We start from the raw sequence: 1871 nt of genomic DNA on the forward strand, positions 1-1871 counted from the left end.
TTTTGATCAAAACGGTAATCCAATAATTGATAAAATAGATCTTTCATACCTTATTGAATATACTAACGGCGGCGTAAAACATTTCTAATAATAAAAAGCATTGGGAAAATCAATTTAGATAATCCAAAATTTTTTTAAACATTTAAATGGAACCAATTAAATATTTTGATGCGTAATATATACGAAAAAGCGGCAAGGAGTGATCCTGCCGCTTGAATTATAAAAAATAGAGCGAAATATTTCTACCCCGCTCCGCAAAAATGTATAACATTTTTTCCTTGTGCATAATAGTATCATATTTTAAAGAAATTGTCAAAAGTATAAAAAAACCCGTCAGGAATTTCCTGATGGGCTTAGCTTTGTATTGTTTCTGCGGTATATTTTTTCAACAAATTAATTATACCACACTTTTATAAATTTTGCAAACTATTTCACTTTATTTTCGATTTCGGTATGTAAGCGCTTAATGAAGTTTTCCCCCGCAATACCATTCTGCTGATATCCCCACACGCCTAACAGATAGTTTACAGCATTCAGTGTACCAGTACCAAAAGACTTATTTTCATCCATACCGCATTTATGAATACCTAGCTTTTTAGCAATAAGCAGTAATACCTTTAATTCCAATGATTCTGCATTACCCTTTTTGCGACCAGTTTTATCTAATATAGGCTTTGCAGGACTTGCTGCTGTAGAAATACCCAACGTCTTTAAAATACCTTTAGCGTATGCTTCAGCAAGCCTTTTGTAATTGGACTTGATGAAATCAGCGTCCTTTTTACTGTCGACAAATCCGCCCTCTAAAAGTACTGCTGGAGCTGCTGTTTCTCTGATAATTGCAAAATAGTCCGTACAGCCATTGCCAAGCTTAGTCTTAACACCTCGGCTCGACATGATTTTCTTGACCTCGGTATTAATATTATTTGCCAATGTTTTTGACGTACCGCCCACACGGCTGTAATATACCTCAAAGCCCTGTCCGCCGCCTGCATTGAAATGAATATCCACCGCCAGATCAGGAGCATATTTATTACACATTGCAACTTTACTGTCCATATCGGTGTCAATATCCTGAGTACGTGACAGCTTGAAATCAACGCCGTACTTACTTAAAATTTCAGACAGTGCAAAGGCTGTCTTTAATGTATACTCTTTTTCGACTATGTACTTAACTGCTCCGCTGTCTGTTCCGCCATGTCTTACTCCTATAAATACTTTTTTACTCATAATTATTACCTCATTTCTTAAATTTAGATATAAAAAATACGCCCTGAAAAATCAGAGCGCAAATATTGACATATTTTACAGAATAATGTATAATTTTTGATAAGGGCATACCTGAAACGGTAGGCGGTTGTTCCCTCCTTACGCCATAAACTTACTTATCGTCCCCACTAGGGCAGGCGAAATAAGCAGGCAAGGAGGTGATAGACATGGAACTTATATATACAGTTCTTGCTATCGTGCTTCTTGTTACTCTTAACGAGTTAATTAAGAACATAAAGAAATAACCGTCCACGGCTACCAACTGAGAACGGTTATTTAATAACTATTTCTGAGGGAGCGACCGTCTATCGGTATGCCCCTTTTTTATTATTATACATCAATTATGGAAATATGTCAACTGTTTTCTTTAAGATTCATAACCGCCGCCATACCTGCTGATATGGCAGAAATGCAAAGTCCCAGAACAGCGGATTTTACAGTTAGATCCGTTGCGGCGATATTTACCGCTATGTAGCCTACTGCTGTCTGTAAAAATGTTCTTAATGCTCGCTTTACGCAATTTTTCTTTAAAATGTTCATTTGTGCATCTCCTTTTCCAAGTCCTCAATTCTATGATTTGCGACTTTTATCTGTTCTTCAACAAC

2 protein-coding genes are annotated in these 1871 nt (G+C 36.5%); both read right to left on the reverse strand.

Features of this window, described 5'->3' with window-relative positions; all coding sequences use genetic code 11:
- Positions 1 to 426 precede the first annotated feature (426 nt).
- Positions 427 to 1227, reverse strand: a complete 801-nt coding sequence (locus tag OCV67_RS07695; RefSeq protein ID WP_147643397.1) for an N-acetylmuramoyl-L-alanine amidase — start codon at positions 1225 to 1227, stop codon at positions 427 to 429.
- 393 nt (positions 1228 to 1620) lie between these two features.
- On the reverse strand, positions 1621 to 1806 hold the full coding sequence (locus tag OCV67_RS07700; RefSeq protein WP_147643398.1) for a hypothetical protein: 186 nt from the start codon (positions 1804 to 1806) through the stop codon (positions 1621 to 1623).
- Positions 1807 to 1871: the final 65 nt, after the last annotated feature.

Origin of the sequence: Porcipelethomonas ammoniilytica, from assembly GCF_025567485.1 — a bacterium.
Lineage (GTDB): Bacteria > Bacillota > Clostridia > Oscillospirales > Ruminococcaceae > Porcipelethomonas > Porcipelethomonas ammoniilytica.

Bases quoted from the DNA above. Each gene is read 5' to 3' on its own strand.
- OCV67_RS07695 (WP_147643397.1), bottom strand. From the start codon at position 1,227: ATGAGTAAAAAAGTATTTATAGGAGTAAGACATGGCGGAACAGACAGC.
- OCV67_RS07700 (WP_147643398.1), bottom strand. From the start codon at position 1,806: ATGAACATTTTAAAGAAAAATTGCGTAAAGCGAGCATTAAGAACATTT.